Below are 23,163 nucleotides of genomic sequence, written 5' to 3' on the forward strand. Positions count from 1 at the left end.
GGGCGGGGGGGCCCCCGGGGGGGGGGGCCGCCCCCGCCGCCCCCCCCCGCCCCGGGGGGCCGCCCCCCCCCCCCCCCCCGGGGGGCGCCCCCCCCCCCCACCCGGGGGGGGCCCGCCGGATCTCCGTATTTCGTGATGAGGCTGCCGTCAGGGCGGCGGAGGACGTAGTTCCTAGCTGGGGTTGCTGCACGCGTAGGGGCAGGTGTTCCCCCGCTGGACGCTGCTCCTGTCCGGACGACGGGTCCCGCGCCTGCTGCCGTTGATCCCGGCCTGGCTGACCGGCATCCCCCTGACGATGTACAGAGCCGTCCTCACCGTCATGGCCGTCGGCGTGCTGCCCAAGATCAAGCCGTCCCCGCCGTTCACCACCGACTCGGGGATCACCCGGATGGTCGAGTTCGGCGGGGTGCTGGTTCAGGACCGGTGGCAGAACCTGGTGGCCGCCGCCGAGCAGCTGCCCGCCTGCCTGCTCCTCGACGGCGAACTGGTCGTCTGGGACATCGAGGCGGGCCGGCTGTCGTTCGGGGCGTTGCAGCGCCGGGCCACCGCCCGCGCTCGCGGCGCCGCCGCCCTCGTCGCGTGGTGGCCGGCTTACTTCGTCGCATTCGACCTGTTGCAGCAGGACGGCCAGGAACTCCTGACCCGCCCCTACGCCGACCGCCGGGCTCTCCTGGAGGCCGTGTTCGCCGACCACGCCCTGACTGCTCCGTGGCCGCGACCACCGCAGGCGCCGGTACGGCAGGTGTCAGCCTCCTCGGTGCGCCCATCGGCAGCGTTCTCCACCAGTGCGGAGGCGCAGATCTCCGCTTCAACAACGTTGGCGGCACCCATCCGTTCCACCTTCACGGCCATTGTTTTTGATCCCTTTAGCTTGTTCTTTGAGGCTTTTGCGGCATCCCGGCGCCGGGGTTATCCATGGTCCAGCCGCGTTTGTCAGACCGCCTCGGTAAGGTCGGCGCATGAGAGCTACGGCAATTTTCACTGTCAAAGCGTTCGTCCCGACTGAGCTGAAGCCCGAGCCTGCCGTGCCCACTGGGCTGCCGGTAGGTGTCGCGACGATGGAGAAACACTTCGAGGGAGAGGTCGTGGGGCGCTCGGCGACCCTGTTCACTGCGGCCTTCGACCAGACGACCGGCGTCGGCACCTATGTGGCCATGGAGTCATTCGAAGGCTCGCTGCAGGGACGGGAGGGGTCCTTCAACTTCGTGCACTCGGCGACGACATCGGGCAGCGACCGCACAGCGGAGTTCTTCACCATCGTGCCTTCAAGCGGCACCGGCGAGCTGGCCGGGATCTCCGGGGTTGGAGGGTTGGCCGTTGATGCCGACGGTACGCATCGCGTCTGGTTCGACTACCAGCTCGGCTAAAACGGCGGGTCTTTCCGGCCTCGTGCGGGCTTTGGCGATGAGGCGTTCCGCGGTGCGGATGCTGGCCTGGTAGCGGGAGGCGAGGGCGGCCGGGGTGACGGCGGGCCCCTGCACTCGGGCGTCGGAGCGCAGTGCGGTTCGCATGGGTAGGGGGTGGGGGACGAGCGTGGTCTGCACGGTGGCGCGGAGGGGTTGGCCGGGTGCCGGGATCAGGCGCCAGCGGGCGGCTATGGCAGCCGGGGTGAGGACTGCTCCGGTGAGGGCGTAGGCGTCCCCGATGCATTGGCGGGCTCCGGCGCCGAAGGGGATGTAGGCGCCGCGGGCGGGTTGGGGGCGGTCGGGGCCGAACCGTTTGGGCTCGGTGAACAGATCGCCTCGGTGGTGCAGGAGGTAGGGGCTGTAGATGACGGTGGTACGGGCCGGGATCGCTTGCCCGCCCAGGACCGTGTCCTTGGTGGTGGTACGGGTGAACATCCACCCGGTGGGGTACAGACGCACGGCTTCGGTGATGACCCGCTGCGTCCAAGGCAGCTGCCCGATGTCCTGGTAGGCGGGGTCCCTGCCGGCCAGGACGCTGTCGACCTCGGCGTGGAGCCTGCGCTCGGCATCGGGGTGGCCGGCCAGCAGGTGCACCGCCCAGGCAAGGGTGTTGGCCATGGTCTCGGAGCCGCCGAAGAGGAAGGTGAGGAGCTGGTCGCGGATCTCGGCGTCACTCATGCCGCTGGCGCCGCCACCGTCGTCGTCGCGGGCCGCCAGGAGCGTGGCCAGCAGGTCCTCGTGGTCTGTGGTTCCGACGGCGCGGTGGTCCGCGGTCGATCTTGCCGAGGGGCCGGTCGCCATCTGCAGGGGCCGCAAGCGGATCACCGGTTGATCGCCCTGTGCCAGGCCGATGAAGAATAGGGCGTCGGCGTCGGCGCTCTCGGCTTGGTCCTCAATGCCACGTGCTCTGGACGACGAAGTACATCGATGCCGCCGTCGCCCAGCTCCGCGCCCAGGGCCATGAGATCCGCGACGAGGACATCGCCCGCCTCTCCCCGCTCAAGCACCGCAACCTGAACCTGCTCGGCCGCTACAGCTTCACTGCAAGCGTCCTCCTCTGGAGGAATGCCGTGTGCCGTCTTTTCGGCCTGAGCAGTGCCCCGCAACGCACGCACGCCACCTTCTGGCTCCTGGACGCCCCCGACAGTCTCAGCCGACAGAGCCACCACGACCCCGACGGCACCGGCCTTGGCTACTTCAGCGCCGACGGCACCCCCTGGTCGAAAGGCGCCCATCGCCGCCTACCGCGACCGCGTCCTCGCCGAGCGGTCACCGGGCGCTGCTGTTCACCCCGGCCGGGCCGGGTGGGCGGGTGGTGGTGCAGACCCGGCGCGGGGCCGCGGTGCTGTCACCCTCGTGGCTCGCGGTGGCGGGCGGGCCGAGTGGGGGCGTGGTCGACTGGGCGGGTGCGCGGTGCGGGTTGTGAGGGCGGGCCTGGAGGCGGTCATGGTGGAGGGCGGATCGTACGCGCGGATCGCGGTGGTCACCGGGGCGGCGCGCGGCGTGGGAGCGGCGGTGGCACGCCGGCTGGCCCTGCGCGGCATGCGGCTGGCACTGCTGGGCCGGGAGCTTGACTCATTGCGCCAGGTCGCGGCCGGGCTGCCGAGCGAGGCGCACTGCTTCGAGGTCGACGTCACCGACGCGGCGGCGCTCCAGGGCGCGGCCCGCAGCGTCGGCGCACGGCTGGGGCCCGCCTCGGTGGTGATCGCCAACGCGGGGATCGCCGCCGCGGGCCCGTTCGCTACGTGCGAGGCATCGCTGTTCGACCGGGTGGTCGAGGTCAACCTGATCGGGAGCGCGAACACCGCCCGCGTCTTCCTGCCCCAACTCACCTCCACCAGAGGGTACTTTCTCCAGGTGGCATCCACCGCCGCGTTCGGTTCGGCGCCGCTGATGAGCGCCTATTGCGCATCGAAGGCGGGCGTGGAGTCGTTCGCCCAGGCCCTGCGTACCGAGGTGCGTCCGGCGGGCGTGGGGGTGGGCATCGCGTACCTGCACTGGACCGGCACCGACATGATCGCGGCCCTCGACGACCACCCGGTGCTGCGGGCCCTGCGTTCCCATCAGCCCGCGCCCGCCCGCCGCGTGTACAGTCCCGAGCGGGTCGCCGAGTGGCTGGTGCGCGGGGTGGAGCGGCGCGCGGTCAGCGTCTACGCCCCACCGTGGCTGCGTCTGGTACAGCCGCTGCGTCCGGTGCTGCCGCTGGTGGTGTCGGCGGTGGCACGGCGGTCGTTGTCGGCGCTGCCGTTCGAGGAGTTGGAGCGGACCACCGGGGTGCTCGGCGCGGGCGGCGCCGCCGACCTGCGGGCGCGCGGCGCGGTACCGCCGGTGCCGCCGGTGGCTCCGCCCCAGACCTGACCGGCACGGGGCACGCGTCTCCGGCCCGGGCCCGGGCCGGAGACAGGGAGGGGCAGGCGGCTCGCAGGGCTCCGCTGCGGAAGGCGTGACTTCGTCCTCCTGGACGGCCACCGCCACCCCAGCCCCCGCGCGGGTGACACAGGTCGGAGCTCATCCCTCAACCCTGGCGGGTGCCGGTCAATCGAGCATGCCCAGTGCGGTGTCCGGGCGGCACTGAGGGCACGCGGGGACGCCCTCGGTGAGGGCCCGCCGGGCGGTGTCGGCTTGCAGCGGGTGCGGGTGTCCCAGCAAGCGCCGGTGTGGACGCGCACGGCGGGCCGGCCGGTGCCGATCCCGTGCTCGATCAGCCACGCCGGGGGCGGCGGAAGACATCGCCGAGACCCTTCGTACAGTCGGCCTCCCCACGGAAATGGCTGAGGCCTCGGCCGCTGTGTCGTCCCGCTGGGAGCAGGACAAGGACCGCCACGACCTCTCTGTGGCAGATGTCCTCGCCCGCCTGCGCGATCAGCACAGCACATCCCGCTGACCGACGCTGCTGAGCGGTCTGCCCCACCCGTGATCCACACGACTTCTCCAGGGGTAGCGTGTGGTGACGTGAGCACATCCATGGCCGAAGAACGCGGCGAAACATTCCTGACTCTGTTCCGGCACGCCGGGCGCCACGCCGCGGCGCTCGTGACCGAAGCGCTCGGGCCGCAGGGGCGGTCGGACATCCTGCAGGAGCGCTGGGGCGTCCCGCCCGAGGGCTTCGGGGACTGGCTCGCCGGGCACGGCGAGGCCGATGAGGTGAGGATCCTCCTCGACCGCTGGGGGCTGACTCGTCATCAGGCGGCGCTCGTCGCCGCACGCGAGGGTCTCGGCCGCGAGATTTCCGCCGCGGTCGGCAGCGGGCAGGCCGCGGTGACGGCCGGGCGCGTCGAGAAGGAGTGGCTGGCGGCCCCGCCCGAGTTCCTCCGGCTCCACAGCAACAACCAGCCGCTGCCGGAGGTGGCCCGGCGGGTCCAGGCACGGCTGGGCACCGACGAGCAGGCCTGGGAGTGCGCGTTCGAGCTGCTCGTAGAGGGCTTCACGGGAGATCTGCCGACCCTGCTCGATGCCGCCGAGCGCCACGCCGCGACGGGTGTGGCGGCGGACGTCCGCCTCGACCCGAAGAGCAGCATCGAATGGCTCATCGAACTCGTGCCACGTGACCTGGGACCACGTCTCCTCGCCCGCATCGCCCCCTGGCCCTTGCACCAGCTGAGCCAGGGAAACAGAAGAATTGTTCAGCCACTGATCGACACCGCCGACCGGGAAGTCTGGCGATCCCTGTTCAACGCGGAGTACCGCCTGAAGCACCGCAGCGACGACGGTGCAGCCACGATCGAGCGGGCCTTCCTGCTCCGGAACGATCCGCTGATCAACGAATGGCTGCTCACCGGCCTCACCGGCGCGGAGCCGGGCCGCGGATACCGACTGGCCCCCTCTATCCGGCTGGCCCTGCTGGAGGGCCGTCCCCTCGGACCCGACGCCGTGGACCCGCTGCCGCGGACCCCTGCCGTGCACACCCTCATCGCCGCCCCACCGTCCGCGCCGTGGGATGCCGATCTGCTCCGGCTCTGCTACGACTCCCGCGAGCCCGGCCTCGTCGCCCAGGCGCTCCGGGCCTCGGTCGAGGGCGGGGAGCGGCTGCTGACCGCGTACCAGCAACTGGTGGCCGGCATACGGCTGTGGGAGTCGGGCAGGGCCGACGAGCTGCGCACCCTGCTGGAAGAGCGCAGCAACGGCATCCGGGACCAGGACGTGCAGGACGCGTTCGCCGCCGCTCTGGCCGAAGGGTCGGCGCAGCCGCTGCGCACGGCCGCGGCGGCGCGCCGGGAGCAGGGCGACGACCATCTGGACGAGGCACTGCGCGTATGGGGTCTGCGCCTGCCGTGCGACCTGATGTCCTATGACCTTCGGCACTACACGCAGGACGAACTCGCAGCCGCGAGCCGGGACATCACCCGCGACCCCTGGTACCGGGTCGACTGGGACCTTGTCCGCAGCCGCCTCGCCGACCCCGCGATGCGCCACCACCGGCGGCGGACGCGCGAACGGTACGGGGCCCTGCTGGCCCGCGCCGACTGCCCGCCGGACGTCGTCACCGCCCTGACCGGCTTCGATCCCGATGGACTCGACCTGCTGCGGCTGTATGCCGACAGAGCCATCGGCATCAGGGCGCTGAGTGAGACCGTCTTCCCGCCCCTGTTCTCCTCCCACGCGGCCGGTACGGCCGTGGACGGGTCCCGCCCCGGGCCCGGATGGGCGCCGGCGGTGACCCCCGAGGACGTGCTGCGACACGCACGCCCCGTCCAGCGGCTGCTTCCCCACGCTCCCCGCGAACCACTCGGCCGACTCGTCGCGGAGCTCCTGCGGCAGGCGGGCGCGGACACACCGGAGGCCGAGGCGCGGCTGTGGCTCGCGCTGCGACGCCTCACCCCCTACTTCTCGGGCACCCTGCCGCAGCTCCTGCACACCGCCGCCCGGCTCTCCGAGGGCGGCGCGCCGCTCGACGTGGTGTCCGCCGCCGACTTCCTCACCGGTCCGGGGCCGCACGAGGCGGCCGAGCTGGTACGCGGCCGACTGGGCGGGTCCCCCGGGCCCTGGGTGCACGCCGTGCGCCTGCTCGCGGCAGGCTTCGACGGAACCCTGCCCGAGCTGCTCGACGCCGCGTCGGCAGACCCGCAGGACGCCCCGGGCAGGGCCGCCGTCGTCCACGGGGCGCCGGCTGCTCTCCTCGGGCTCGCCCCGCGTGAGGTCGTGGCCGCCGTCGTGGGCCGGCTCGATGTCCCCACCCGCGTCGTACTGGTCCGGACCACCACGAGCGCCGACATCCTGCGGGCCCTGGTCCGGCACGGAAACCGGCTCGTGTGGGACGCGCTGCTCGACGCTCCCCGCCTCAAGAACCCGTCCGAACCGTTCGGCTGGGGTCGCGCGGGCCTGTACAGCGAGGTGCTCGTCCCGGAGCTGCTCGCCCAGGACGATCCCTGGCTCAACGCCCGTTTGGTGCGTGGCGAGTGCGCATGGGCACGTTCTCTGGACGCCGCCAACACCGAGGCCGTGCTGGCGGGGCGCCCGTTCGGGCCGCGCGAGCAGCCGGTGCCGGTACTTCCCGGGCTGCGCGCCGACTTCGAGGACTGGACCCCGGACTCCGGTGCCGAGCTGCCGAAGTGGACCTGCAACGCGGACTTCTACACCTCCTGCGAGCCCGTGCTGGCGATGCAGGCCCTGATGGCCGTGCGGCGGAGCAACTATCAGGACCCGCCGACCAGCACGCTCAGTGTCCGCAAGAGCCTGCAGGCGGCGTCGACTATCGCTGGCGCGGGCCGTTTCGACCTGCTGGAGTACGTCGTCACGCACTGGCACATCCGATTCCCGTACGGAGAGCACCGCGACATCCAGAACCTGTTCGCGCGGGCCGTCCAGCAGCGCTCTGCCACGGAGATCGACACGGAGCTGGCAGCGGCCGATTGAGCCCGCACTCCGCCTTCCCCCGTGCGGGGAAGTGGGCAGGAGCCCGCCGGGACCGAGCACGGTGTGCTGGGTGACCAGGTATCGGGGCGTCGGCACAGCAGTTGCTGCGGGCGGGGTGTGCACACTTCGGGGCCGGCCACATGGAGGTCCGCCTGACCGCCGTCCGCGGCCAGGCCGTCGTCGGCGTCGGCCCCGTTCGGATCCCATCAACCGGCCCCGGCGGCGCGCTGTCGTTGCGCTTAACTCCTCTGGCAGCGAGGGGAATGGGCGCCGGGACGGCGTTTGTCGTCATCGGATTGTTAGTCCCTTCGGTCCCTCGGGCCTGAACGAGGGCGTTGGCGGCCGCGCGGACCGGGCAGTCCGCGGCGTGCGGCGCGATCCACGCGCGCAGCAGGTTCGGGGTCTGGTGCACCTGGCCGGCGGGGTGGGCCTACTCCGCGACAGCGCCCAGTCCCTGTGGTCGTGGTGCCGGTGATGATGAACCCCGGGCAGAGGCTGGGGACGTTCCCGGATACAGCCGCCCCAGCGGGCGGACCAGCACGTCGCGCTGCACGCTCTCGCGGCAGGATCCCGTCATCGAGCGTGGTGAAGTCGTTTGCGTCGGGAGGTGTCCACCACCGCGTCCTCCGGCCCTTCCCTGCGTGATCTTGTCTCTGGGATGGCCTCATGTCTGTACCGTCACGGCCTCGTGTCTCTGTCCTTATTACGCCGGTGACTTTGGTGTCGGCTGGTCTGTCAGGGTGCTCCTCGGAGCAGCCTGACGCGCCCAGGGTGAATCCGTCCGGCCTGGCGGGGACGGCGGACGCGAAGCTGCCCGGGTCGGTGCCGCCCGCGCCGAAACCGGCGGGGGCCCCTGGTGACATCCGCGTGGGCGGCCGTCCCGTGACCGGATCCGTCCCCTCCGGGAACGCGAAGGTGCCATTCCGACGCACCTATACGGACGGAGAGCTGTACGCCCATATCACCGGCTACCGCTCCATGGCGTTCGGCAACAACCAGCTCGAGGCTATTTGGCGTGAGGACCTCGACGCGGGTAAGGATGTGGTGACCACTGTTGACCCGGTGTCGCAGCGTGCCGCCTTCGACGCGCTGCGCGGCCGTACCGGTGCCGCGATCGCCCTCGACGCGCGGACGGGCGAAATCGCTGCCCTGGTCAGCGCTCCCACCTACGACCCCAACTCCTTCAGCGGGTACGTGACCTCGGACGCCATAGCGTGGAAGCAGCTCAACGCGGATGCGGGCGAGCCCCTCCTCAACCGGGCTCTGCGCGACCCCCACAATCCAGGCGCTGCAGCCCACATCATCGTGGCGGCCGCAGCCCTGGAGAAGGGCCTACTCGCCTCGGTGGACGCGCCCACGCGCAGCCCGGCCGTCTACTCCGTCCCCGACGGCTCGGTGTCGTTCTCCGGCGACCCCGCCCACTGCACCGACGCGAACCTGCGGGAAGCCTTGCGGTATGCCTGCCAGAACGTCTTCGCCCGTCTCGCGACCGACCTGGGCGCGGAGACCCTGGCGGCGACGGCAGACAGCTTCGGCTTCAACACGGAGCAGTCGAACACGCCGGTGCGGGCCTTCGCAAGCAAGTGGCCGCGGCAACCGGGCAACGCCGCGCAGCTCGCGCTCACGGCGAACGGCCTCTTCGACACGACGGCCACCCCCTCTGCAGATGGCAATGGTGATCGGCGCGATCGGCCACGGGGGGAACTGGTTCCCTCCCCACGTGGTCACCGACCTTAAGACGCCCGCGTCCAGCCGGCGTGCGGTCTCCCAGCACACCGCCGACGAGTTGCGGCTCGCGGTCGGCAACTCGGTGACCGCGTGGGTGCCCTCAACGTCGGGCACCTGGGCCCTGGCATACGCTCAGGCCCCTGGCGGCCGGCCCCTGGCGGTGGCCCTATTCCTTTCGAGCGCCACCGACACCACTTCGGATGCCTCCCAGATCGCGGCCCGGGTCGTCGAGGCGGCCAAGCGGTAGACCTGCGTCATCCTTTCCAGTCAGCGACAGTCGCTCTTTGTGTTTCGGGCGTGACGGACGGTATGTTCCGGGGGTGGCGCTTACCTCAATCGGCCTCGTGGCGGCCACGGTAGCCACGGCCCTACTGTCGTTACCGCACCCCGGGCCGGCGCTCGGGCAGCAGCCGCAGGCATGTGTACCTTCGGGGCAGGACTCGCGGGGACGGTCGTCCGTCGACCAGGGTGTGATCGCCTGGGAGGACGAGACCGTCTTCGACGACGCCCGCGCCTACGCAGTCGGCCAGTGGACCAGCGGCAACCTCAAACAGGTCACCTTCCACCCGGACACCGCCTCCGAGATCGCCGACCTGGAGTGGAACGACACCCGATCCAGCGGCGGCGACTGGAAGAACGTCCTGGCCCGCTGGACCGGCCTACCGGGCACCGACAGCATCACCATGAACCGCTTCTACCTGGACAACGGCGGAACCCGCGGCACCACCGCGCACCGACGCCGCGTCGCCACCCACGAACTCGGCCACGCCCTCGGCTTCTGCCACAAGAGCACCCAGGTCGCCTCCATCATGTGGGCCGATAACGCCGAGGCAGCCCGCGCCGGCATCGACCAGATCACCAACACCGACCGCAACGCCTACCACCAGCTGTGGGGATGACCATGAACAAGCCCCTCCTCATCGCCGCCGTCTCGGCCTGTGCCGCGGTCGCCTTGGCCTGCGGCGCCTGGCTCGGCTGGAACCAGTACCGCACCACGCACACCACGAGCGAGTCCGTGCATGCCTTCGACACCACCAACCCGGCCCTGGTGGCGCCCGAGGCCACCGCCGTTTTCACCGGCACCGTTCTGGAAGACCTCGGCCGGCGAACCGTCGAAGGTCTCCCTTCCGATGCCTACCGCGTACGCGTCAACCGCGTCCTCAAGGGCAGCGCCTCGGGCGAGATGCTGATCAGCCAGAGCGACGAAACCGAGCACAAATACCAGGTCGGCCAGACCTACATGTGGGCCACCAACCCTGCCACGCGTCCGGAGGAAGGGGTGGCCCAGCTCTACGACGCCGACCCCCGACCGGCCGACAACACGACCATCACCACCTGGACCACCGCCCTGCACCACGCACCGCAGAACTAGCCTCGACCCTCCGCCTCGGCACGGGTCCAGAGCTTCAGCACACGCTCCCTTTCACCCGCATCGTTAATTTCGATCAGCTGGATGACGGCCATCGGATGGCTGCCATACAACCCAATCCAGTTCCGATGCGTCCGCTCCGCAGTGGACAGCGCCGCCCATTCGCCGGTCACCGCGGGTCCGTCTTCCTCGAAGCGCAGCACGGCGAGTAAGCGGCTCACTGATGCTCTCCTTCGTCACGGCGCTTTGCTGCTCGCTGCTGAACTTGAATCCGTGATGTCGGTCAGCCGTCCGTGATCGAGCTTCCCCCGAGATGCGGATGGGGTTGACAGATAGTCAGATGGGTCTCGTGAGAGGAGTCCGGACGATGCCTGCCCCGAGGAAGTACCCGCTGGAGTTGCGTGGGCGTGCGGTCCGGATGTATCGGGCCGCCGAGCCGAAGCCGGTGATCCGCCGTATGGCCGAGGAGCTCGACGTGCACCACGAGGCCCTGCGGAACTGGATCCGTCAGGCCGAGGCTGACGCCGGCGAACGGGACGACCTGCTGACCACCGCCGAGAAGGAGGAGCTGACCGCCCTGCGGAAGGAGAATGCCCAGCTCAAGCGGGCGAACGAGATCCTCAAGGCCGCCTCGGCTATTTTCGCCCAGGAACTCGACACGACCCGGCGAAGGTACTGACGTTCCTCGACGAACGCGGTGACCTCGGTGTCGAGCCCGTACTCCGGGAACTCTGCATCCCTTCCTCCACCTACTACCGGTGGCGCCGGGCCGAGAGGGAGCCGTGCGAACGGCAGCGTCGGGACGCCGAGCTGACCGGCCAGATCCGGCAGGTCCACGCCGACTCCGGCGGGATCTACGGCTCACCGCGCGTGCACGCCGTCCTCACACGCGAGGGCACCCGCGTCGGCCGCAAACGCGTCGAACGGCTCATGCGCCAGGTCGGCCTGGCCGGGATCAGCCCCCGCCGGGGCAAGAGCTTCACCTGCCGCGACCCCGATGCGGAACTCGCTCCTGACCTGGTGCAACGCGACTTCACAGTGGACGTGCCGAACCGGCTGTGGGTCACCGACCTGACCATGATCACGACGCTGGAGGGCCCGTTGTGGCTCTCCGCGATCCGCGACGCGTTCTCCCGCCGGGTCGTGGCCTGGGAGACCTCCGCCCGCGGGGACGCGGACCTGGTCCTGACCACGCTGGAGTACGCCCTGGCCAGCCGCGAGCCCATTGCCGGCGAGTGAGGCGACCCCCTTGGTGTGGACACTCTGACAATGGAACTTGTAGGTCCGAGGAAGGGTGTCCTGGTGGGACGGAAGTCTCCATATCCGGTGGAGTTCAGGAACGATGCGGTGGCACTGTTTCGCTCGGCTGGAGGCGCACGTATGCCGCGGTCGCGGCGGACGTCGGGGTATCCGGCGAGACGCTGCGGAGCTGGGTGCGGCAGGCTGGCCGTGCCGCTGGTAGCGGTGAGTCGGCCGCCGAGAGCCGGGACGAGGAGCTCGTCCGACTGCGGGCCGAGCTGGGCCGGCTACGCAAGGCCGAGAAGGGTGGGAGCTCGAGCGGGAGATCTTGCGCCGGGCGGCCCAGTATTTCGCCAAGGAGATGAGGGCATGACCGGCCGCTGGGACTTCATCTCCGTCCACCGCGCCGACTTCGGCGTGCAGCGGATATGCCGGGCACTGGGCGTCCCACGCGCGGGTTACTACCGGTGGCTGGCCGACGCCGAGGCCCGGCGGGCACGCCGGAATGCCGACGGTGCCCTGGTAGCGGAGATCCGCGAGATCCACGCCGACCACAAGGGCACCTACGGAGTCCGTCGGGTCCACGCCGAGCTGAGGGGCTTCGGCCACACCGTGAACCGCAAGCGCGTCGAGCGGCTGATGCGCGTCCACGGGATCGAGGGCCGGCATCTGCGTCGGCGCAAGCGCACCACGGTCCCAGACCGGCTCGCGCCACCCGCCACCGACCTGGTCCGGCGTGACTTCACGGCTGTGGAGCTGGACGAGAAGTGGTGCGGCGACATCACATACGTGCAGGTCGGCGGCTCGTGGCTGTATCTGGCCTGTGTCCTGGACATCTGCTCGCGGCGGGTGCTGGGCTGGTCGATGGCCACCCACATGCGCACGGAACTGGTCGTCGACGCCCTCACGATGGCGGTGGCGGCCCGGGGCGGCCACGTGGACGGGGTGATTTTCCACGCGGACAGGGGCTCGCAATACACCTCGGCCGCGTTCGCCCAGGTCAGCGACCATTTCGGTATCCGCAGGAGCATGGGCCGCGTCGGGTCGAGTTACGACAACGCCCTGGCTGAATCGTTTTGGCAGGGGCTGAAGAGAGAAGCCCTGCGCGGCACGTTCACGACGGTCCGGCAGGCCAGGCTGGAGATCTTCCAGTGGCTCACCTATTACAACGCCCGCAGACGCCACGGCTCGCTCGGCTACCTCTCACCCGTCGAGTTCGAACAGCAGCACCAGCGAGGGCATAGACTCACTCTCGCGGCATGAACCCCTGTGTCCCACTCCAGGGGTCACCTCACTGGTCAATGCCGACCTCAAACACAGCCTGCCCAAGCAGCACCGAGCCCGGGACCAGGCCGAACTCGCCGCCGAGACTCGCCGATTCTTCCGCAGGCGCCAGCGGCAGCCACACATCGTCCGCGGCTACTTCGGCGGCCCGCATGTCCGCTACGTCCTGGGTCCGGTGCTGCGGCGGCCACCGGGTGCCCGGTGCGGGCGGCGAGTTCGGCGGCCCGGGCGGATACGGCGGTATCGGCGCGGGAGCCGGTGAACAGGGCCAGCACGGGGCCGTCGATGTAGAGGGTGAAGGGGTAGTCGTGCACCTCGGGTGCCGGTGACGTGTTGGCCGGTCGGGGGGTGTGGGTCGTGGTCATGGCGATTCCTTTCCGTGCGCGCCGCGAGCTGCGGGCTGATCGGGGGCGGGGGCCGTCTCGTCACCGCCGTCGGCGGGAGGGGTCCCGGTTACGGACGGGACATCGGCGGTGTCGGTGTCCTGGCCGCGGGTAGCGATCAGCGACCAGGCGATGGAGACGGTGATGGTGACGGCGATGAAGCCGAGGGTGAGGGGGACGGGGAGCTTGCCGACGGGGGTCTCGGACAGGATGAGCTTGACGCCGGCGAAGGCCAGCAGCACGGCCAGTCCGTAGTGGAGGTAGGCGAAGCGGCGCAGCAGTCCGGCGAGGCAGAAGTACAGGCTCCGCAGGCCGAGGACGGCGAAGGCGTTGGCGGTCCACACCAGGAAGGTGTTGGTGGTGATCGCCAGGACGGCGGCGACGGAGTCGATCGCGAAGATCAGGTCGGTCGCCTCGACCGCGACCAGGACCACGAACAGGAGCGTCGCCAGGCGCTTGCCACTGACGCGGATGAAGAACTTGTCGCCGTGGAACTTGGGGTCGGTGGGGGTGAGCTTCTTGACCAGGCGGACGACCGGGTTGCGGTCGGGGTGGACTTCCTCGTCCTTGGAGACGGCCATCTTCCAGCCGGTCCAGATCAGGAACGCGCCGAACAGGTAGGCGGTCCAGAAGAACACCTGCAGCAGCTCGGCGCCGACGAAGATGAACACCAGCCGGGCCGCCAGGGCTCCGAGGACGCCCCAGAAGAGGACCTTGTGCTGATAGGCGTCGGGGACGGCGAAGAAGGAGAAGACCAGCGCGAACACGAAGACGTTGTCGATCGACAGGGCCTTCTCGATCAGGTAGCCGGCGTAGTAGGTGGAGGACACCTCCCCGCCCTGCCACGCCAGAAGGATCAGGCCGAAGCCCAGGCCGATGGCGATCCAGATCGAGCTCCAGATCGCGGCCTCCTTGAAGCCGATGACGTGGTTGTCGCGGTGGGCGATCAGGTCGACGGCGAGCATCACGCAGATGCCGAGCGTGACCGCGGCCCACACCCACAGCGGGACCGGGAACGACAGGTCATTCATCGCGAAACGTTTCCTCTCCAAGAGCCAGACGGCACGTCACCAGCGGGCGGCGAGGGTGATTGCAGGGGCACCCAGGAGGCGGGGGCGACCGCGTGGACGTACGGGCCGCCGCGCAGGGCCGCGGCCTCGATCAGGGCGTGTGCGTCGAGCCCGTGCGGGCCGCGGCGGGACGCCACCACGTCCGGGGCCCGGTGGCGGGACGCCAGCGCCAGCAGCTCCTTCGCCGCCGCCAGCCGCGAACCCCTGCCGGCCGTCAGGTGGAACACCTCGGGGATGTAGCCGGTGGCGTGCGGGCCGACCTTGGGCATGACCCGGGCCAGTACCGCCCGCACTGACGGGGAGGTCAGCCCCAGCGGTGAACGCTTGACGTGCGGGGGCATCACGGCGATCAGCAGCAGCGGCACCCTGCGGGCCAGCGCCATGCGGGCGGCCGCCTCGGCCACCGCGACATCGTCGACACGGTCGGTCAGTACCGCCGCCACCGGCTGGACCACTCCGGCCCGCGCGAGGCGGGGAGCACGGTCTCGGTGGGGGTGGGAGAGCAGTCGGGTCATCGCGCTTACCCGCCTTCCTTAACTGGAGGAATCTCCTCCAGCGTCACCCCGCCACCCAACATGCGTCAACAGTTATGCGAAAACTTTTTCGCTAATAAAGGTTCGTACGAAGGGGTGAATATGCGAACCGGACTTCGTATGATGGAGGTCATGAGTAGCTCATCGGCACGCGGCGACCAGTGGACGTTCCTGACCAATCACGCACGGGTGCTGCTCTGGCTCGCCCGCGACCCGGAGGTGCGGCTGCGGGACGTCGCGGCCGGTATCGGCATCACCGAGCGGGCGGTGCAGATCATCGTCGCCGACCTGGAAGCGGCCGGGTACCTGACCCGGACCCGGGTGGGGCGCCGCAACCGCTACACCATCGACCCCACCGTCGCCCTGCGCCACCCGTCCGAGGCAGACCACCCCGTCGGCGACCTCCTCGGCGCCTTCCTCCACCGCGAGGACACCCCGGAGAGCGCAGGCGCCGAGCCGGAGGCGGCCGCGAGGCCGTGACCGAGGAGCCACTGCCGCCCGGGGTGTCCTCGCGGGCGGGTCGACGTGGTGAGCTGCGGGGAAGATGCCCGGATCGACCGGCTGCTGGAGCAGCTGGTGCGCATCGGGAGCCCCGACGTCCTCTACGAGCTGCGCAGGCAGCTCGCCAAGGGCGTGAGGTTGCCGTAGAGGGCGGCGTGCAGGGCCGCGGCCAGATCACGGGCCCGCCCCTCGCCGTCCACGTCGTGCAGCACGAAGCAGACCGGGCCGGCCGACGAGTCGGGGCAGATCTGCCGGGTGTGGATCAGGTGGATGAGGGGTGTGACCGAGATACGCGCCAAAGAGGCAACGAGATGATCTTGAAGCCCTGATCCGCTCGGATCTACGTACGGCGGCGTACAGCGGGGTCGCGTTCGGTGACGTGCCGGGCGACCGAGTCGACGCCGGGGCGGGCATACCGCTCCAGGGATCGGACGGAGGCGTGGCGGGAGCGGGCCAGCAGCATCGGGGTGGAGGTGCCGTCCTCCGCGTCGTGCGCCAGGGCACAATGCCTTGTGTCCGCAGAGGTCGTGTGCGGTCGGATGCGTGTTGCCATTGCGCAGGTTCGCTGCCGCCGCCGTGTTCGCGACGATGACAGCGGCTTGTGTTGCATTCCGGGCCCCGCTGCGTGACGCAGATCACTGCATAGATCTTGATGGTGGAAGGTGAGGCCGAGCGCGTCCGCTGTGGCAGGGTCGGGGCCATGCCTTTTGATCACAACGACCACTATCACCGCCTGCTGTTGCGCCAGGTGCCGCGGAACTGCGGTGCTGCACTGGATGTGGGGTGCGGGACCGGCCAGTTCGCGCGTCGGCTTGCTCACCTGGGCATAGAGGTCGATGCGCTCGATCCGTCGGAGGAGGCCATCGCGGAGGCTCGCGCGCTGTCCGGCCGGATGACCGGTGACCGGAGTCCGCGCTTCCAGCACGCGGACGTGACTGAAGTCGAACTTCCCAAGGCGCACTACGACTTCATCTCGTGCCTCGCCAGCATTCACCACATGCCGTTCGACACCGTCGCCGCATTGCGTGACGCGCTTGCGCCCGCCGGGGTCCTCGTGATCTTGGGCTGCTATCCGGAGAAGACCCGGCTCGACTGGGCTTGGAGCCTGGCAGCTGTGCCCGTCAACGCCGTCGCCAGGCTGGCTGTCGCGGTGAGGGACAAACTCCGCTCTGTCTCTGCTGCCACTCGTCGGGAAGAGGTGAAGGCACCGGTGAGACAGCCAGCCATGCCCCTGGCCGAGATCCGCCGGGAAGCCGCGGTGCTGCTGCCCGGATGTAACATCCGCAGGCTCCTCTTCTGGCGCTATCTGCTCGTCTTTCGCAACCACGGCTGACGGGACCACGTGGGGGGTTCCCTCTGCTCCGCCCCGCATCAACTGCAGGTCCCGATCACCGTGGTCCGCGGAGCGGGAAGGCGGCTGACTCGGCTTGTCCCTGCAGCGGCTTGACGGAGCCGAACGGTCTCTTCGTGCTGTGCGGCCAGCCGGGCCGGGGCCTGGCTGCGGAAGTCGCCGAGCTCTTCGACTGTCTGTTCCGACCGGGCAGCCGTTCCCGGAGTTTGGTGCTCTCTGCCTTCAGCCGGGTGATCCAGGCTTCGCGAGGATCGGGGATCTCGCCGGTCTCGCGCATGGCGTCCAGACGTCGCTCGAACTCGACGCGGAGGTGTGCGTAGGGGCGGGTGCCGTAGAAGGTGAAGCTTCCCCTTGATCGTGGACACCTGGAGACTGGGACCTGAGGTTCCAGAGGAAGTAGCACCGGGTGGGAAGCAAGTACACGAAGCGGTATACCGAGGAGTTCAAGCGGGACGCGGTCGCGCTCGTCGATTCCTCGGGCAAGACGGTCACTGCGGTGGCCCGGGAACTCGGCATCGCTCGGAGTCTCTGCGCGGCTGGTACCGCCGGGCCAAGGCGGACCGGGGCGAGGGCGAGCCCGGTGGGCTGACCGGCACCGAGCGCGAGGAACTCAAGCGGCTGCGCAAGGAGGTCCGCGAACAGCAGCAGACGATCGAGATCCTGAAAAAAGCGACGGCCTTCTTCGTGAAGGAGAACGACCGGTGAGCGGGCTGTACCGGTTCGTCCACGCGGAGAGGCGAACTACCCGGTCGTTCTGCTGTGCCGGGTGCTGAAGGTCGCCCGCTCGTCGTAACGCGTGGTGTGATGGCGAGGCGGCCCGCCGCGCCCGGGAGGACGCCGACGACGCGCTCGGGCACGAGATCACCGTCCTGCACATCGCCTCCCGCCGCACCTACGGTGTCCCGCGCATCCACGCCGGGCTGCGACGCCTGGGCCGTCGGGTGAACCGCAAGCGCGTCGCCCGCGTGATGCGCGAGCGCGACATACGCGGCGTCACGCGGCGCAAGCGCCGCTCGCTGACCCGGCCGGATGCGAAGGAGAAGCCGGCCCCGGACCTGATCGGCCGCGACTTCCACGCCGCGCGTCCCGGGAGCAAGCTGGTCGGCGACATCACCCACCTGCCTATTGCCGAGGGCTGGCTCTACCTCGCCTGCTGGCCGGACCTGGCCACTCGCGAGGTCGTCGGCTATGCCATGGCCGATCACCACCGTGCCGAGCTCGTCGTCGACGCCCTGGACATGGCCCATGGCCGGGGGAACCCGGAGCCGGGCTGTGTGATCCACAGTGATCGCGGCAGCGAGTACACCTCATCCCAGTTCCGCGACCGAGTAGGCGAGTTGGGACTCCGGCAGAGCTGCGGGCGGACCGGATCATGTTTCGACAACGCCGCCGCGGAAAGCCTCTGGGCCCTACGCAAGGAGGAGATCGGCACCCGAACCTGGCCCGACCGGGCGACCGCCCGCGCCGACGTGTTCACCTTCATCGAGAGACCCTGTTGCCCAATTGATCTCATGCTGCGAGGTCGAGTCTGGCCAGTCGGGAGGTGCGGGTGCGGGCGAGGGGGGTGTCGTTCCACCAGGCGTCGAGGCGGATCAGGCTGATTGCGGTGGCCGTGAGGACGTGCGCGAGGTGAGTCTTGGCCAGGCCGATATAGCGGGTCCGGCGGACTCCGGCGGTCGCAACGGCCTGGTGGATAGTGCCTTCCACCCCTGCTCGGGCTGCGTAGCGTTGCTTCCACTCGTCCGTGGACTGCTCGGCGCGAACTCTTTCCAGCATTGCGTCCTGGTCCTGGGGGCGGACAGTCAGCTGCCGTCCGTACTGGGTGGAGCGGGTGCACTGGTCGCGCACGGGGCAGGGTGCGCAGGTGGTGGTCGCGAAGCGGATGCGGATTGCGTCCCGGCCGTTGTTGTCCAAGCCTTCTGTCCAGTATCTGCTGCTGGCGCCGGTCGGGCAGGTGGCCTGCTTGGCCGACCAGTTGATGGTGAAGGCGCGCTTGCCGAAGCCGCCGCCCGGGGCCGCCTGCCGGGTGGTGTTCGACCGGACCGGACCGGTGACGGCGACCCCGTGGGAGACCGGCGCGGTCAGCAAGAGCTCGGCGGAGGTGTATCCGGCATCCAGCAGGTGCTTCGCTGGCAGGAGGTCCTTGCCGGCGAGGCCGTCGTGGACTTCCTCGACGACCATCGCATCGTTGACTGTGGCCTCGGTCGTCACGACATGCGTGGTCAGGTGCGGGCGCTTCGCCTCTTCAGGGTCGTCGCATCCCTCACTGACGTGGATCTTGTAGCCGACCCAGGCGGATCCACGCTTCTTCGCGTATCGGGCGTCAGGATCATAGGGCGAGGCGATCAGCACTCTGCTCGGCGGGAGATCGTCCTTCCCCCGCCAGGCCACCTCCTCCTCGCCGTCGGCGATGGTGCGGGTGAACTGCTGCACCCACACGGTGCGCAAGACGGTGAGGGCAGGCACCTGGCGCAGCCGTGCCGACGTTTCCGGTGCGAAGACGGCTTCGAGCAGGCTGTATCCGTCGGTGGCGATCTGCCGGGCGAGCTCGCGCCGCTCCTGCTCATCCGCTGGCAGCCTGTAGGCGTCAACCCCCGCCCCGTACCGTTCCTGCCAGGCAGGGTCCATCGAGGCCCGCAACCAGTCCGGCGCGGCCGCAGTAAGTGCTTCCAGCGCGGCACGCAGCGTCTCCCCGACAAACTCCAGGCGGTTGAGGGACCGCACCGCGGCCAGGACATGTGTCGAGTCGGTGCGCTGCCGCCCGCCGGAGGCGACGAGGTTCTTCTCGGCGAGCCGCTCCAGCAGCAGGTTCAGGATCTTCTCCTCAAGACCGTGGGCGAGCAGTTGGCCCCGGAATCCGGTCAGCACGGTGTGGTCAAAGCCGGGATCGGTCAGCTCCAGGCCCAGCAGGTACTTCACGTCGATCCTGGCCCGCACCGCATGCGCTGCCTGGCGATCCGTCAGGTTCTCGGCGAACTGCAGGATACTGACCAGCGCAAGCCGGCCGGGCGAGATGCCCGGACGCCCTCGGACCCCGAACGCCTCCGTGAAGTCCTCGTCCGCGAACAGAGGCCCGAGGCTGTCGCGGATTCTCATCGCCAGGCAGCCCTTGGGGAATGCTGCCCAGGCGACGTCCCGTGTTACGGCAGGTATCTCGCTCCCCGAGTTCGGCCGCATCGACACCACGCCACCCCCAGTTCCGAGGGCGGACGCGTGGTTCGCGTCCTCGAATCCCTCCGCACCACACACTCGCGGTCCGCCGTGTCACACGACCGTTGATCACGTCGACTTCACCCAATTGGGCAACAGGGGTCATCGAGACTTTCTACAACCGCCGCCGCCTGCGCAAGCACAAGATCTTCGGCTACCTCACCCCAGCCGAGACCCGGCAGCGGCATCAACACGCTCTCGCGGCATAACCATCGAGTGTCCGAGATCACGGGGAAACTTCACACGGCGCCTCCTCCCGTCTGCCAGTTGCCTGCCGAACCCGGAAACCGGTTCCATCATTCCCGGGTCCTGATCGACGGCAACTGGACAGAACTTCTGCGGGCGGCCTCAGCCGCCTGTGGCTGCCGTACAGGCCCGCCGCTCCGCCAGCTGCCGAAGGATCACCCAGCGGGTCACGGCGTACCCGAGCAGGCCGGTGTACACGGCCATGAACGCCACGAATCCCGCCAGGGAAAGACCGGACAACCCCAGTGCCCCCAGCAGCCGCAGTACGACGGCGGCGGTGACGGCCACTCCCAGCCCGATCAGAAGGCCCAGAGCCCACCATCGTGCGGGCAGCCGCGACAGTGCACGTCCGGCTTTGGGTGGTTCGCCCGTCGCCCTGACACGTCCCGCCTCGAGATCGTGCCGCACTCCAGCGGAGGCGAACAGCGAGACCAGCAACGACAGCAGGATCGACGTGACGGCGACATCGACGACGATGCCGCCGAGTGGCACGAAGCCCGTCCGGCGATGGCCGAGCCACGTGATCAGCGAGTTGATCACCACATTGATGATGCCTGCGATCGTCCCCTGCTTGCGAATGTACGAGGTCACCGGCATGTGAGCGCTCCATTGGTCGCAGGTCGCAGGTCGCAGGTCGCTGTTCCGGCCCGGCTACGGTTTGATCACGATACGGACCGGATTGCCTTCCTTTGTCCGCAGCCGCTCCACTGCCCGGGGGGTCTCTTCCAGGGGCAGTACGTCGGAGACCGAGCGTGACAGGTCGAGGCGGCCGGAGGCCAGGAGGCGCATGAGGTGAGTGAGGTGACGGCGGGTGTAGCCGTCGTGGCCGAGGACCGAGTGGTTGTAGTACCCGAAGAGGATCGTGTTCTCGGCGAGACGGATCGGTTCCGGCGACATACCGACCATGACGGCCCGTCCGTACCGGCCGAGACAGGAGACCGCCTCGTCGAGCGCGTTGTTGACGCCGGAGAACTCGGCCGTCAGGTCCAGCCCCTCCCCGTCGGTGAGCCGGCGCACCTCCGCGGCGATGTCGGCCGTACCCGGGTCCAGGGCGTGGTCGGCTCCCGCCTCCAGGGCGCGCCGGCGGGCGGCGTCGAGGGTGTCGACGGCAATGATCAGGCTGGCCCCGGCCAGACGGGCGATTTGAACGGCGTGCACGCCGAGACCGCCGATCCCCCACACCCCGACGGTCTCGCCGGGCCGAAGCCCACCGCGCTCGACCAGGCCCGAGAACGGCGTGGCCACCGCGTCGGCGCAGATCGCCGCTTGCTCGATCGGCACCCCGTCAGGCACCTCCACCAGCGTCTGGAAGGGCGTGACGACGTACTCTGCCCAGGCGCCGTCCCAGTTCTGCCCCATCGTCTGGGGGGCGAGGCAGGCCAGGGCGTCCCCGCAGTGGCGGCAGGAGCCGCAAGCTCTTCCTGGTGCGATCACCACGCGCTGGCCCGGCTGCCAGTACGGCACGTCGGCGCCCACCCGGGCGATGGTGCCCGCCGGCTCGTGGCCTGGAGTGACTTCCTCCAGGGGGCAGGTGATGGTGCCGTCGAGCATGTGTACGTCCGACAGGCAGATCCCGCAGGCTTCGATACGGACCAGCACTTCCGCCGGTCCCGGCTGCGGCACCGGCACCTCCTCCACGCCGAGCCGGCGGCTGGCACGGGAGAAACGCACCGCACGCATGGTGGCCGTCGTCATCACTTCACCTCCACGAGCGCCCGAACGCCGCCGGATCGACCGACTGTCCAGCTCAGGGGCGTGTCGGCAGGCGGAGGTACGGCAGAACGGGGCATGGGTTCTGGCAGGCCAAACGCCCCATTGTTCACCTTTTTGTGAGGTCTCAAACCTGGAAGTGTGGGGTGACTACAGCGGGACCCCTCTGGAATGCGACGAGTACCCCTTCGCCTCGACGTACGAGGGCTCCACGAAGGGAGACAACCGCTACTCGGTACGCCTCATCGATGGAGGAGACAACGGAAACGGAGGTCTGCTGATACAGAAGGTGTATGAAGGGAGCAGGCTCCTCGACGGCGACCCCTTCTATGTGAAGATCACCCCCTGACCGATGGAGGCCACGATGGCGCTCGTCGCCGAGTACCGCACTCCCGCCCGCCCCAACTACCGCCTCGTTGAGGTCTACGACGCAGACGCCTACCTCACCGACAGCGCAGCCATCGACCTGGCCCGCCAGCAGGTCGTGGGCGAGAACGGCTACCACCTCTACCTGTCGAGCCTGCAGCCCGACGTGACCGTGGAGGTGGCCATCCGCATCTGGGACACCCCCCGAAAGCCGCCAGCTGATGTGGAGGGAACCCTCCCGGTGTCCATCGAGTCGGAGACAGGGATCCTGGTGGTCGGCCAGCTCACCCTCGGGCCCGCCGGGGAGATGACACTGCCCCGCCCCGGTGTATACGAGGGGCACGTGTCATGGACGGGACGTACAGCTACCGCGGAGTACTACGCCGAAACCCTCCGCCGGATCGACACCGACTGGACCACTGAGCGGATCGGCGAGGCCTGGACGCAGAACCCTGTTCCTGAGCAGTACATTCTCGACCTCTGGTTCGTCAGGGAATCCGAACCCGATGACGAGGACGACGAGTGACGGCCAGGACCAGCTGCCCAGCGCGATGAGCAGCTCCGGCACTGCGCGGGCGTGGCTGGCCCGGGCTGGACTTCGGGCCTTCAGCGTTGCCGCTCCAGGGTGAGGATGGCCTTGGCGATTGACGTCATGCGGTTGGGGCTGCACCGGGACCTGCGGAAGATCCGCCAGGACTTCAGGCTCGCGACACCGCGTTCGACGGGTGCTCGTGCTGCGGCCAGTGCCCGGTTGAGGGACTTTTCGGTGGGAGTGAGGTCCTGGAGTGGCTTGCGTTTGATGCCGGTCGTCGGCCACGGTGAACCGTTCCGGGTTCGGTAGGGACTCGATCATTTGAGAGGATCGAGTCATGGCACGTCCGTCCCAGTACCCGCTTGAGCTGCGCCGTCGTGCG

The 23,163-nt window shown here is 69.6% G+C and carries 24 protein-coding genes and 6 pseudogenes; 19 read left to right on the forward strand and 11 right to left on the reverse strand.

The window, feature by feature from the left end:
* The first annotated feature begins 202 nt into the window (after window positions 1-202).
* Together ACFY15_RS35710 and ACFY15_RS35715 are read left to right on the forward strand one after the other, a co-directional pair.
* A complete protein-coding gene (locus ACFY15_RS35710; protein ID WP_390691614.1) occupies window positions 203-1,006 on the forward strand; it encodes a hypothetical protein in 804 nt (267 codons plus the stop codon).
* Window positions 960-1,367 (forward strand): DUF3224 domain-containing protein, encoded by a 408-nt coding sequence (locus ACFY15_RS35715; protein WP_390691613.1) that lies wholly within the window; start codon window positions 960-962, stop codon window positions 1,365-1,367. The genes ACFY15_RS35710 and ACFY15_RS35715 overlap by 47 nt, the downstream gene beginning before the upstream one ends.
* Here ACFY15_RS35715 and ACFY15_RS35720 read toward each other — a convergent pair.
* Window positions 1,266-2,222: a cytochrome P450 gene (locus tag ACFY15_RS35720; RefSeq protein WP_390826956.1), complete on the reverse strand. Its 957-nt coding sequence runs from the start codon at window positions 2,220-2,222 to the stop codon at window positions 1,266-1,268. The two genes, ACFY15_RS35715 and ACFY15_RS35720, sit on opposite strands and share 102 nt — an antisense overlap.
* Window positions 2,223-2,276: 54 nt before the next feature.
* On the opposite strand from ACFY15_RS35720, the pseudogene ACFY15_RS35725 reads away from it, so the two are divergent.
* The 3 genes and pseudogenes from ACFY15_RS35725 to ACFY15_RS35735 form a co-directional block, all read left to right on the forward strand.
* Window positions 2,277-2,455 (forward strand): annotated as a pseudogene (locus tag ACFY15_RS35725) (Tn3 family transposase); the annotation flags it as partial.
* 21 nt (window positions 2,456-2,476) lie between these two features.
* Window positions 2,477-2,678 (forward strand): annotated as a pseudogene (locus ACFY15_RS35730) (class II glutamine amidotransferase); the annotation flags it as partial.
* 174 nt (window positions 2,679-2,852) lie between these two features.
* Window positions 2,853-3,764 (forward strand): short-chain dehydrogenase/reductase, encoded by a 912-nt coding sequence (locus ACFY15_RS35735; protein WP_390691621.1) that lies wholly within the window; start codon window positions 2,853-2,855, stop codon window positions 3,762-3,764.
* Window positions 3,765-3,941: 177 nt separating this feature from the next.
* Here the strand turns inward: ACFY15_RS35735 and ACFY15_RS35740 are convergent, their stop codons facing one another.
* The gene (locus ACFY15_RS35740; RefSeq protein ID WP_390826938.1) at window positions 3,942-4,136 is read right to left on the reverse strand and encodes a DUF6233 domain-containing protein; all 195 of its coding nucleotides are present in this window, start codon (window positions 4,134-4,136) and stop codon (window positions 3,942-3,944) included.
* Between the two features lie 222 nt (window positions 4,137-4,358).
* Between ACFY15_RS35740 and ACFY15_RS35745 the strand changes: the two genes are divergently transcribed.
* The 5 genes from ACFY15_RS35745 (at window position 4,359) to ACFY15_RS35765 (ending at window position 10,359) form a co-directional block, all read left to right on the forward strand.
* A complete protein-coding gene (locus ACFY15_RS35745; protein WP_390826939.1) occupies window positions 4,359-7,259 on the forward strand; it encodes a hypothetical protein in 2,901 nt (966 codons plus the stop codon).
* A 666-nt stretch (window positions 7,260-7,925) separates the two neighbouring features.
* Entirely contained in the window at window positions 7,926-8,996 is a 1,071-nt protein-coding gene (locus ACFY15_RS35750) for a penicillin-binding transpeptidase domain-containing protein (RefSeq protein ID WP_390826940.1), read from the forward strand.
* Window positions 8,980-9,234 (forward strand): hypothetical protein, encoded by a 255-nt coding sequence (locus ACFY15_RS35755; protein WP_390826941.1) that lies wholly within the window; start codon window positions 8,980-8,982, stop codon window positions 9,232-9,234. The genes ACFY15_RS35750 and ACFY15_RS35755 overlap by 17 nt, the downstream gene beginning before the upstream one ends.
* A gap of 223 nt (window positions 9,235-9,457) precedes the next feature.
* Window positions 9,458-9,886, forward strand: a complete 429-nt coding sequence (locus ACFY15_RS35760) for a matrixin family metalloprotease (RefSeq protein WP_390826942.1) — start codon at window positions 9,458-9,460, stop codon at window positions 9,884-9,886.
* Between the two features lie 2 nt (window positions 9,887-9,888).
* Complete coding sequence (locus ACFY15_RS35765; RefSeq protein WP_390826943.1) at window positions 9,889-10,359, forward strand: hypothetical protein; 471 nt, start codon at window positions 9,889-9,891, stop codon at window positions 10,357-10,359.
* On the opposite strand, the gene ACFY15_RS35770 is transcribed toward ACFY15_RS35765, so the two are convergent.
* Window positions 10,356-10,577, reverse strand: a complete 222-nt coding sequence (locus ACFY15_RS35770) for a hypothetical protein (protein WP_390826944.1) — start codon at window positions 10,575-10,577, stop codon at window positions 10,356-10,358. The genes ACFY15_RS35765 and ACFY15_RS35770 overlap by 4 nt on opposite strands.
* 146 nt (window positions 10,578-10,723) lie before the next feature.
* Between ACFY15_RS35770 and ACFY15_RS35775 the strand changes: the two genes are divergently transcribed.
* From ACFY15_RS35775 to ACFY15_RS35790, 4 genes and pseudogenes are all read left to right on the forward strand, one after another.
* On the forward strand, window positions 10,724-11,035 hold the full coding sequence (locus ACFY15_RS35775) for a transposase (protein ID WP_390826945.1): 312 nt from the start codon (window positions 10,724-10,726) through the stop codon (window positions 11,033-11,035).
* Window positions 11,032-11,595: an IS3 family transposase gene (locus ACFY15_RS35780; RefSeq protein ID WP_390826957.1), complete on the forward strand. Its 564-nt coding sequence runs from the start codon at window positions 11,032-11,034 to the stop codon at window positions 11,593-11,595. The genes ACFY15_RS35775 and ACFY15_RS35780 overlap by 4 nt, the downstream gene beginning before the upstream one ends.
* 63 nt (window positions 11,596-11,658) lie before the next feature.
* A pseudogene (locus ACFY15_RS35785) lies at window positions 11,659-12,858 on the forward strand (IS3 family transposase).
* Window positions 12,859-12,889: 31 nt separating this feature from the next.
* Window positions 12,890-13,141, forward strand: a pseudogene (locus ACFY15_RS35790) (hypothetical protein); the annotation flags it as partial.
* Window positions 13,142-13,240: 99 nt separating this feature from the next.
* On the opposite strand, the gene ACFY15_RS35795 reads toward ACFY15_RS35790, so the two are convergent.
* Window positions 13,241-14,293 (reverse strand): TerC family protein, encoded by a 1,053-nt coding sequence (locus ACFY15_RS35795; protein ID WP_390826946.1) that lies wholly within the window; start codon window positions 14,291-14,293, stop codon window positions 13,241-13,243.
* A complete protein-coding gene (locus ACFY15_RS35800) occupies window positions 14,290-14,847 on the reverse strand; it encodes a universal stress protein (protein ID WP_390691602.1) in 558 nt (185 codons plus the stop codon). The genes ACFY15_RS35795 and ACFY15_RS35800 overlap by 4 nt, the downstream gene beginning before the upstream one ends.
* A 150-nt stretch (window positions 14,848-14,997) precedes the next feature.
* On the opposite strand from ACFY15_RS35800, the gene ACFY15_RS35805 reads away from it, so the two are divergent.
* Complete coding sequence (locus tag ACFY15_RS35805) at window positions 14,998-15,345, forward strand: helix-turn-helix transcriptional regulator (protein WP_390826947.1); 348 nt, start codon at window positions 14,998-15,000, stop codon at window positions 15,343-15,345.
* A gap of 122 nt (window positions 15,346-15,467) precedes the next feature.
* On the opposite strand, the gene ACFY15_RS35810 is transcribed toward ACFY15_RS35805, so the two are convergent.
* On the reverse strand, window positions 15,468-15,665 hold the full coding sequence (locus ACFY15_RS35810) for a hypothetical protein (protein ID WP_390826948.1): 198 nt from the start codon (window positions 15,663-15,665) through the stop codon (window positions 15,468-15,470).
* 41 nt (window positions 15,666-15,706) lie between these two features.
* Window positions 15,707-15,919: a hypothetical protein gene (locus ACFY15_RS35815; protein ID WP_390826949.1), complete on the reverse strand. Its 213-nt coding sequence runs from the start codon at window positions 15,917-15,919 to the stop codon at window positions 15,707-15,709.
* A gap of 147 nt (window positions 15,920-16,066) precedes the next feature.
* Here ACFY15_RS35815 and ACFY15_RS35820 point away from each other — a divergent pair, with 147 nt between their 5' ends.
* The 3 genes and pseudogenes from ACFY15_RS35820 to ACFY15_RS35830 form a co-directional block, all read left to right on the forward strand.
* Entirely contained in the window at window positions 16,067-16,699 is a 633-nt protein-coding gene (locus ACFY15_RS35820; RefSeq protein WP_390826950.1) for a class I SAM-dependent methyltransferase, read from the forward strand.
* Window positions 16,700-17,123: 424 nt separating this feature from the next.
* Complete coding sequence (locus tag ACFY15_RS35825; protein ID WP_390826951.1) at window positions 17,124-17,306, forward strand: transposase; 183 nt, start codon at window positions 17,124-17,126, stop codon at window positions 17,304-17,306.
* A 238-nt stretch (window positions 17,307-17,544) separates the two neighbouring features.
* Window positions 17,545-18,318: pseudogene (locus ACFY15_RS35830) on the forward strand (IS3 family transposase); the annotation flags it as partial.
* Here the strand turns inward: ACFY15_RS35830 and ACFY15_RS35835 are convergent.
* From ACFY15_RS35835 to ACFY15_RS35845, 3 genes are all read right to left on the reverse strand, one after another.
* A complete protein-coding gene (locus ACFY15_RS35835) occupies window positions 18,227-19,813 on the reverse strand; it encodes an IS1182 family transposase (protein ID WP_390826952.1) in 1,587 nt (528 codons plus the stop codon). The pseudogene ACFY15_RS35830 and the gene ACFY15_RS35835 sit on opposite strands and share 92 nt — an antisense overlap.
* Before the next feature lie 462 nt (window positions 19,814-20,275).
* The gene (locus ACFY15_RS35840) at window positions 20,276-20,770 is read right to left on the reverse strand and encodes a hypothetical protein (RefSeq protein WP_390826953.1); all 495 of its coding nucleotides are present in this window, start codon (window positions 20,768-20,770) and stop codon (window positions 20,276-20,278) included.
* A gap of 54 nt (window positions 20,771-20,824) precedes the next feature.
* The gene (locus ACFY15_RS35845; protein ID WP_390826954.1) at window positions 20,825-21,868 is read right to left on the reverse strand and encodes a zinc-binding dehydrogenase; all 1,044 of its coding nucleotides are present in this window, start codon (window positions 21,866-21,868) and stop codon (window positions 20,825-20,827) included.
* Window positions 21,869-22,247: 379 nt separating this feature from the next.
* On the opposite strand from ACFY15_RS35845, the gene ACFY15_RS35850 reads away from it, so the two are divergent.
* A complete protein-coding gene (locus tag ACFY15_RS35850; protein ID WP_390826955.1) occupies window positions 22,248-22,775 on the forward strand; it encodes a hypothetical protein in 528 nt (175 codons plus the stop codon).
* 80 nt (window positions 22,776-22,855) lie between these two features.
* On the opposite strand, the pseudogene ACFY15_RS35855 reads toward ACFY15_RS35850, so the two are convergent.
* Window positions 22,856-23,068, reverse strand: a pseudogene (locus tag ACFY15_RS35855) (transposase family protein); the annotation flags it as partial.
* Window positions 23,069-23,163 lie beyond the last annotated feature (95 nt).

Origin of the sequence: Streptomyces sp. NPDC001373 (assembly GCF_042895815.1) — a bacterium.
In the GTDB taxonomy this organism is placed as follows: domain Bacteria; phylum Actinomycetota; class Actinomycetes; order Streptomycetales; family Streptomycetaceae; genus Streptomyces.

Excerpts from the sequence above, each read along its gene's own strand:
- ACFY15_RS35740 (WP_390826938.1), bottom strand. The coding sequence starts at position 4,136 with ATGTCTTCCGCCGCCCCCGGCGTGGCTGATCGAGCACGGGATCGGCAC.
- ACFY15_RS35815 (WP_390826949.1), bottom strand. The coding sequence starts at position 15,919 with ATGGCAACACGCATCCGACCGCACACGACCTCTGCGGACACAAGGCAT.
- ACFY15_RS35850 (WP_390826955.1), top strand. The coding sequence starts at position 22,248 with ATGGCGCTCGTCGCCGAGTACCGCACTCCCGCCCGCCCCAACTACCGC.
- ACFY15_RS35715 (WP_390691613.1), top strand. The coding sequence starts at position 960 with ATGAGAGCTACGGCAATTTTCACTGTCAAAGCGTTCGTCCCGACTGAG.
- ACFY15_RS35845 (WP_390826954.1), bottom strand. The coding sequence starts at position 21,868 with ATGACGACGGCCACCATGCGTGCGGTGCGTTTCTCCCGTGCCAGCCGC.
- ACFY15_RS35775 (WP_390826945.1), top strand. The coding sequence starts at position 10,724 with ATGCCTGCCCCGAGGAAGTACCCGCTGGAGTTGCGTGGGCGTGCGGTC.
- ACFY15_RS35840 (WP_390826953.1), bottom strand. The coding sequence starts at position 20,770 with ATGCCGGTGACCTCGTACATTCGCAAGCAGGGGACGATCGCAGGCATC.
- ACFY15_RS35820 (WP_390826950.1), top strand. The coding sequence starts at position 16,067 with ATGCCTTTTGATCACAACGACCACTATCACCGCCTGCTGTTGCGCCAG.
- ACFY15_RS35835 (WP_390826952.1), bottom strand. The coding sequence starts at position 19,813 with ATGAGAATCCGCGACAGCCTCGGGCCTCTGTTCGCGGACGAGGACTTC.
- ACFY15_RS35795 (WP_390826946.1), bottom strand. The coding sequence starts at position 14,293 with ATGAATGACCTGTCGTTCCCGGTCCCGCTGTGGGTGTGGGCCGCGGTC.
- ACFY15_RS35750 (WP_390826940.1), top strand. The coding sequence starts at position 7,926 with ATGTCTGTACCGTCACGGCCTCGTGTCTCTGTCCTTATTACGCCGGTG.
- ACFY15_RS35805 (WP_390826947.1), top strand. The coding sequence starts at position 14,998 with ATGAGTAGCTCATCGGCACGCGGCGACCAGTGGACGTTCCTGACCAAT.
- ACFY15_RS35800 (WP_390691602.1), bottom strand. The coding sequence starts at position 14,847 with ATGACCCGACTGCTCTCCCACCCCCACCGAGACCGTGCTCCCCGCCTC.
- ACFY15_RS35765 (WP_390826943.1), top strand. The coding sequence starts at position 9,889 with ATGAACAAGCCCCTCCTCATCGCCGCCGTCTCGGCCTGTGCCGCGGTC.
- ACFY15_RS35735 (WP_390691621.1), top strand. The coding sequence starts at position 2,853 with ATGGTGGAGGGCGGATCGTACGCGCGGATCGCGGTGGTCACCGGGGCG.